Annotated in this window: 5 protein-coding genes, 1 tRNA gene and 1 pseudogene; 3 read left to right on the forward strand and 4 right to left on the reverse strand. The window is 48.7% G+C overall.

What is annotated here, in order from left to right; genetic code table 11:
* The 4 genes and pseudogenes from Q0338_RS05630 to gpmI all read right to left on the reverse strand — a co-directional run.
* Window positions 1-1,246: pseudogene (locus tag Q0338_RS05630) on the reverse strand (endonuclease MutS2); the annotation flags it as partial.
* The gene (locus tag Q0338_RS05635; protein ID WP_009493428.1) at window positions 1,247-1,594 is read right to left on the reverse strand and encodes a hypothetical protein; all 348 of its coding nucleotides are present in this window, start codon (window positions 1,592-1,594) and stop codon (window positions 1,247-1,249) included.
* On the reverse strand, window positions 1,591-2,934 hold the full coding sequence (gene murC / locus Q0338_RS05640; RefSeq protein WP_298085904.1) for a UDP-N-acetylmuramate--L-alanine ligase: 1,344 nt from the start codon (window positions 2,932-2,934) through the stop codon (window positions 1,591-1,593). The genes Q0338_RS05635 and murC overlap by 4 nt, the downstream gene beginning before the upstream one ends.
* Before the next feature lie 226 nt (window positions 2,935-3,160).
* Complete coding sequence (gene gpmI / locus Q0338_RS05645; RefSeq protein WP_298085905.1) at window positions 3,161-4,639, reverse strand: 2,3-bisphosphoglycerate-independent phosphoglycerate mutase; 1,479 nt, start codon at window positions 4,637-4,639, stop codon at window positions 3,161-3,163.
* Window positions 4,640-4,718: 79 nt separating this feature from the next.
* Here gpmI and mraY point away from each other — a divergent pair, with 79 nt between their 5' ends.
* The 3 genes from mraY (at window position 4,719) to Q0338_RS05660 (ending at window position 7,347) form a co-directional block, all read left to right on the forward strand.
* Window positions 4,719-5,783, forward strand: coding sequence for a phospho-N-acetylmuramoyl-pentapeptide-transferase (mraY, locus tag Q0338_RS05650; RefSeq protein ID WP_298085906.1), 1,065 nt, complete (start codon window positions 4,719-4,721; stop codon window positions 5,781-5,783).
* A gap of 80 nt (window positions 5,784-5,863) precedes the next feature.
* On the forward strand, window positions 5,864-7,126 hold the full coding sequence (gene murD, locus Q0338_RS05655) for a UDP-N-acetylmuramoyl-L-alanine--D-glutamate ligase (protein WP_298085907.1): 1,263 nt from the start codon (window positions 5,864-5,866) through the stop codon (window positions 7,124-7,126).
* A gap of 145 nt (window positions 7,127-7,271) precedes the next feature.
* Window positions 7,272-7,347: transfer RNA gene (locus Q0338_RS05660), tRNA-Phe, on the forward strand.
* The last annotated feature ends 138 nt before the right edge of the window (window positions 7,348-7,485 follow it).

Raw genomic sequence — 7,485 nt, forward strand, 5'->3', positions numbered from 1 at the left:
AAGTCGAGATATCGTTTTTCACGTTTTGCGGATCTTCGATGATGGCGTCAAATTCTTTGAAATTTCCGATCTGAGAATTTTGCGCGTTTATACGCATCGGCAGCAGGTATTTGGCTAGAAAGGCTGCGGCTATCAGCGATTTTAGCAGCATCGATTTACCGCCTGCGTTTACGCCCGTGATTAACAGCACCTTTTTGCTAAAGTCGATGCTGATGCTTTTTGGATTTTTTAGCGCGGGGTGAGCGAAATTTGCTAGTTTTAAATTTGACCCGCCGCTTGGCAGCACGAACTCAAAATCCGCGCTTTTAGCCGTAAAAACCCGCGCACAGTAGGCGTCAAATACGTCAAACGCGCTGTTTATAAATTTTAAAAACGGCAAGGCCTTGTGCATCGCGGAGCTAAAAATTTTGCAGTGTTCATAGACGATTTCCTCTTTTTTATCCAGCAGCTCGCTTTGCTCTTTTTTTAGCTTTTGGATGTTTTCTGGTGCGACGTAGAAGTATCCGCCCGAGCTTCTAGCCACGACCGTGCCCTTTAACACGTGGTTAAACCCGCCTCGCACGAGCAGCGCCTCGACCGAGCTGATGTAGTGCACCTGCGTATCGACGAGGTAGGGCGCGATAGATTTTGAGTAGATGAGGCGGCGCAGATCGGCGTCTATTTGCGCTCTTTTGGCGCTAAACGCGTCTCTGATACCGCCCAGGCGCTCGTCCACTTCGTCTTTTAGCTCACCGTTTTTGTCAAATGAGTTTGCGAGCTTTAACATCGGCTGCGGTATCTCGATTTTAGCGAGCCACTCGCCTAGTTTGCCTTCAAATTTGAGCGTTTTTAGGTAGGTAAAGTAGCTAATAATCTTAGCAAACTCAAAAATCTCGCTCACGTGCAGCGTGGCTTGCTTGCTAAGGCGAATGAGCGCGTCGTCTAGATTTTGAGCGGACGAGGGCGGATCAAACTGCTTTTGCGAGAGCTCTAAAATTTTCTCATAATGCAACCTGCTGTCGCCCGCCATAAAAAGCGGCTTTGGGCGCGCTAAAAAGGAGTTAAACCGCTCCATATAGCCTTGCAGGTCTAAAATTTTTATAAGCCGCTCAAAGCCTTCCGCGTTTGTAAATTCTTTTTGCTCTCGGTACGCCATGGCGTCTGAAATATCGCCGTTTCTTTGCTCGCGCGAGACGTTATTTTCCAGCCCACCAACCTCCCAAACGCCGCCTTGGGTCAAATTTTGATTATCTTTAAAATTTCGCAATTATTCGCCTTTAAATTCGCAACCATCAAGCGCGATCTTGACGCTGTTTAGCTCCTTTGCCGCGCGTTTTGCGACGAAGGATGACGTACCGAACTCATAGTTAAATTTAGTGTTATTTACGTCAAAATTTCCGCATTTTAGAGTTTTGCCTTGATTAAAAAGCGCGACCAGCTCCAGCCTTTTGCCCTGCTCGCTTTCTAGTCTAGTCTCGTAAAAATACAGCGCCGCCGCGACAAAAATCACCGAAAAAGTGATGATAAATTTCGCCTTTTTGCTTAGCTTCTCGTCGCTCACGCTAAATATCGCGATCGCGGCAAGCACGCCTAAAAGTACGATTATGACCCTCATGCGTCGCCTCGCAGCTGATATGTGATGTCGCCCGCGCCAAAGCCGATCACTAGGCCGTCATCAAGCAGGTTTTTCACGCCAAACTCATCCGTAAAGACTATCCCCTCGCCCTCGCGAACGACTTTTTGCGTCATCACGGGATTGTAGCGCTTAAACTCCTCTTTTAAATTTATCTCTATCGGCGTCTCGCCCGCGGCATAAACAGGTAGGATAACAAGCTCGTCTATGCCGTCAAAGCACTCCTTAAAGGCCTCTAAATTTGCGCTTAGGCGCGTAAATCTGTGCGGCTGAAAGATCGCCGTGATTTTTGTGATGCCTAGTAGTTTGGCGTATTCAAAGACCGATTGCAAAGTAGCTTTGATCTCGGTCGGATGGTGCGCGTAGTCGTCGATTAGTACGAATTTGCGGCTAGCGGTTAGGATATCGAAACGCTTTTTGATGCCTTTAAAATTTAGCAAATTTTGCCTGATTTGCGCCAGAGAGGTTTCATTTAGCGCGGCTAAGATCGCAAGAGACGCGTCCACGGCGATGTGCTCGCCCATACCCAGCACCTCAAATTTGCCTAAATTTTTTAGATTAAACGCGGTATAAGGCACGAAATCGCGCACGATCATGCTAAGCTCGGTGATATCGGTGCTCGGATAAAGGCGCACGGCGTCAAGCTTTAACGTGCCTAAAAATTCGTCCTCGGCGTTTATCACGCGCACCTTGGCTCGCTCCAAAAAGCCTCGATACGCCGCGTGAAATTTCTCCAAATCATAGCCGTAATGCTCCATATGCTCGGGCTCGGCGTTAGTCACGACGGCTAGATACGGGTTTGAGTTAAGAAAACTACTATCGCTCTCGTCAGCCTCGAAAATAACGTTGTCGCAGGGCTCGTATTTCATATTTGAGCCAAACTGCTTAGCGATCGCGCCGATGATGACCGAGCCCTCCACGAGGCTAGAGAGCATCGCCGAGGTCGTGCTTTTGCCGTGCGCGCCCGCTACCGAAAACACGCGCTTGCCCTCAAGCACCATCGGCAGAGCCTCTTTGCGCGATAGGCACTGCAGCCCTTTGCTTCGCGCTTCGACGAGTTCGACGTTATCGGGCTTTATCGCGGCCGAGTAGATGACGAAGTCCTGATCCTTGATCGCGGCCTTGCTGTGCGGCGTGATGACGTCGATGCCCTGGGCGGCTAGCTCGCGCGTGGTCGGGCTTTCTTTGATGTCACTACCGCTGATGATGAAGCCCTTTTCGTGCAAAAACCGCGCGATCGCCGAGATGCCGATACCGCCGATACCGATGAAATGGACCTTTTTACGCTCGATTTTAAAATTTTTTTGACTTGAATTTTCCATTGATTTTCCCTTAAATTTATTAGGGCGATTTTAGCGAAAATGAAATTTTGGGATGCTGAAAAGATGAAATTTATGTAGATTTTAGCGGTTTTACGGCGGCGCTTAGGGCGCGGCGGAGTTTGAATTTAGATTCAAATTTGACCCGCCGAATAAAGCGCTAGTCCGCTTTAAATTTAAGCCTCGACAGGTCATTGATATAAAGTTAGGCTTCAAAGGCGGGTTAAATTTAAAACAGCGCCTCGTCCATCTCGGCGGGTTTTTCGATGCCCATCAGCGCCAAAACGCTCGCGGCTATATTGTTTAGGCCGCCCGCTTTTACCGCCTTTACGCCCTCGCCCATCACGAAGCAAAATACGTCAAAAGTCGTGTGGTTGGTTAGCAAATTGCCCTGCGCGTCCTTCATCTGCTCGCAGTTGCCGTGGTCGCTCGTGATGATTAGCGCGTAGTTTTTCTCTTTTGCCTTTGCCACGATGCGTCCTAGCGCCGCATCCACGGCCTCGACCGCTTTCACCGCCGCGCTAAATTCGCCCGTATGCCCGACCATATCGCCGTTTGCGAAATTTACTACGATCAGATCCTGTCCGTCATCCATCCCTTTTAGCACCGCCTCGCACACGGCCTGCGCGCTCATTTCAGGTTTTTCGTCGTAGGTTTTGACTTTAGGGCTTGGCACCAGCACCCTCGTTTCGTTTTGGGCGAGCTCCTCGACGCCGCCGTTAAAGAAAAACGTCACGTGCGCGTATTTCTCGGTCTCGGCGGTATGCAGCTGCGTTAGGCCCGCGTTTGCGACGATCTCGGCAAGGGTATTTTTTAGCTTTTCGTTTTCAAATAACACGGGAAAGGCGAAATTTGCGTCGTATTCGGTCATCGTGAGTAGATTTTTTACGACGAAAGGGCGCGCAAATTCGCTAAAATTTTCATCGCCCAAAGCCGCCGCGATCTCGCGCACGCGGTCGTTTCTAAAATTTATAAATATCACGCCGTCGTTTTCGCCGATACCCTCAAACCCGCCAAAGCTAGCCGGCACGATAAACTCGTCCGTCACGCCCGCCTCGTAGCTTTGCATGACGTATTCTAGCGGCGAGATAGTTTGCCCGTTCCCCCCGCGCGTCATAGCGTCGTAGGCTGTTTTCACGCGCTCCCAGCGCTTGTCGCGGTCCATCGCGTAAAATCTACCGCTAACGCTAGCTAGCCTAAAGCCACCGCTTTGCGCCTTTTCTTGCAGCGATTTTATAAACGCCAGCCCGCTTTTCGGGCCTACGTCGCGCCCGTCGGTTATCGCGTGGGCAAACACCTCGCAGCCGTTTGCGACTGCAAGAGAACACATCGCGTCAAAGTGGCTCATGTGCGAGTGCACGCCGCCATCGCTATAAAGCCCGACGACGTGGACGCGTTTGCAAGTTTTAAATAAATTTAAAAGCTTTTCGCTTTTAGCTAACGAGCCGTTTTCAAAACCGAGCGAAATTTTTACCAAATTTTGATACAAAACCCGCCCGCTGCCGATACACATGTGTCCGACCTCGCTGTTCCCCATCTGTCCGTCAGGTAGACCCACTGCCAGGCCCGAGGTTTTTATGAGCGTATTTGGCACGTTTTTAAACAACCAGTCGTATGTGGGCTTTTTTGCCGCCGCAAATGCGTTAAATTCGCTACTTTCATTATATCCGATGCCGTCTGTGATCACCAAAATAGTTTTTTGCGCCATTTTTAAATTTTCGCCTTAAATTTAGATATTTTTTAACGGCATTATACTAAAATTAGTTTTTTTTTAAATAAAGGCTTTTATGTTTTACTATATTTATGAATTCTCAAATTTTAATATCTTTCAGTACATCACCGTTCGCGCGGGATTTTCGTTTTTTATCGCATTTTGCTTGACCGTTTGGGCGCTGCCTAAATTTATCGCGTGGGCAAAGGCCAAAAACGCCGCCCAGCCCATCTACGAGCTAGCTCCGCAAACGCACCAAAAAAAGGCCAAAACGCCGACGATGGGCGGACTGGTCTTTATCGGAGCCGCACTTGCGGCGAGCGTGCTTTGCGCCAGGCTAGATAACGTCTTCGTCTTTACTTCGCTTATCTGTCTTGCGGGCTTTACGGCGCTTGGGTTTAAAGACGACTATCGCAAAATCTCAGGCGGCAAAAACCACGACGGACTAAGCCCTAGAGCTAAGCTTGCGGTGCAAATTTTGATCGCGTTTGCGGTCTCGACGATGCTCTATTTGAACGGCGAGCTAGGCAGTAAATTTTACCTACCATTTTACAAATTTCCAGTGCTTGATCTTGGCGTTTTTGCGGTGGCCTTTTGGACGCTCGTCATCGTCGCCGCCTCAAATGCGGTAAATTTAACCGACGGCCTAGACGGGCTAGCTACGGTGCCTGCGGTATTTTCGCTACTAACGCTTGGAGTGTTTGCCTACATCTGCGGACACGCGGTGTTTAGCTCGTATTTGCTTTTACCAAAGATCGCGGGCGTGGGCGAGACGGTTGTCGTGGCCGCTGCGCTGATCGGCTCGCTGATGGGATTTTTGTGGTTTAACTGCCATCCGGCCGAGGTTTTCATGGGAGATAGCGGAAGCCTAAGCGTAGGCGCATACATCGGGCTTATGGGCGTGATGACGAAAAACGAAATCCTGCTCATCATCATCGGCTTTGTATTCGTAATGGAGACCTTGAGCGTGATTTTGCAGGTCGGAAGTTTTAAAATTTTTAAAAAGAGAATTTTTCTCATGGCGCCGATACATCATCATTTTGAGATAAAAGGCTGGGTGGAAAATAAGATCATCGTGAGATTTTGGCTCATCGCCGTTTTGGCAAATTTGATCGCCATGACCGCGCTAAAAATCAGGTAAATTTAGCGCGAGCAAAACGGCGAAATAGCCGAGCTAGCCGCCGATAATATAACGCAAATTTTACGGGCAAAGGGGAGAAAATGAGAAAATCGCTATTTGGCTACGGCGGCACGACGCGAGCGATCGCGAAAAACTTCGGCAAAGAGGGCGGCTGGGACATCTACGACGATAAATTTAGCGAGATCTCAAGCGACGAATGGGGCAATACGCTACTGCCGCCAAACCTTTTCGTGCCCGAAAAAAGTGGCCTCGAGATCCCAAGCCCAGGCTTTCCTCCGAGCCACGAGCTAGTTAAAAACGCGCAAAATCTCATCAGCGAGTACGACTATTTTTACAAAATTTACGGCGTCAAAATGCCCTTTACCGTCTGGATCAGCGGCACGAACGGCAAAACCACGACGACAAAGATGACGCAGCACCTGCTGGCGCGCTACGGCTCGGTAATGGGCGGCAACGTCGGAGTTCCGCTCGCAGACCTCGACCCAAACGCCAAAATTTGGGTGCTAGAGACCAGCTCCTTTACGATGCACTACACGAACATTGCCATGCCCGGCATCTACGCGCTTTTGCCTATCACGCCAGATCACCTCAGCTGGCACGGCGACTTTGCCGAGTATGAGCGCGCCAAGCTAAAACCGCTAGCGACGATGGGCGAAAACACGGTCGCGATCCTGCCTAAAATTTACGCTGGAACGCCGACTAAAGCAAAGGTGATAAGCTACGAAAACGAGGCGGATTTGGCCGAGTTTTGCGGCGTAAATTTAAGCGATATCGCCTTTAAAACGCCGTTTTTAACGGACGCTCTTTTGGCGCTTGCTATCCAGAAAATTTTGCTCGATAGATGCGACGTACAGCTACTAAACGGCTTTATCATCGAGGGCAACAAGCTCGAGGAGTTTCTCGATGCGCGCGGCAGAACATGGGTCAACGACACGAAAGCGACCAACATCGATGCAAGCATACAGGCCGTCAAGCGATATGAGGGCAAATTTTTGCATTTGATTTTAGGCGGCGACGATAAGGGCGTAGATATGCGGCCGCTTTTTGAGGCCTTGCGCGGCACTAAGGCGCAAATTTACGCTATCGGCTCAAATACAGATAAGCTGATGAAGCTTGCCGGCGAGTTTAAAATCCTTGCCGTGAAATGCGAGTTTTTAAACGTCGCAGTCGGCGAGATAGATAAAAATTTCAAATTTGACGGAGTCGCAAAAGCTAGCGCAAATAGCGAAAACTTAGACGAAATAGCGCTTTTAAGTCCTGCGGCGGCAAGCCTCGATCAGTTTAGCAGCTACGTAGAGCGCGGGGATGAATTTAAAAAAGCAATCTTAAATTTACAAATTTGACGCGATATTTGCGCCGTAAAGCCGCCGAATTTAATGGACTGCCTTTTGAAATAAATTTTGTACTTTAAAAATGCGCCGAATTTTGCGTCTTTAACCGAAATTTAAGTATCAAATAGCTAAAATCACATTTCTTTATTTACGGCGTGGTTGGATAGCTCAGTCGGTAGAGCAGCAGACTGAAAATCTGCGTGTCGGCAGTTCGATTCTGCCTCTAACCACCATCTTTATTTTTATACCACAAAATAAAATACATAGTTACATTTATTTTTAAATTCTGCGATAAAATTGGCATAATCGAATTTTGGACATAATTTTTCCAGCATAACGCCTAAATCTCTGTCCTAGAGTAGGTCAACCAT

Source organism: uncultured Campylobacter sp., from assembly GCF_938018145.1.
GTDB lineage: Bacteria > Campylobacterota > Campylobacteria > Campylobacterales > Campylobacteraceae > Campylobacter_A.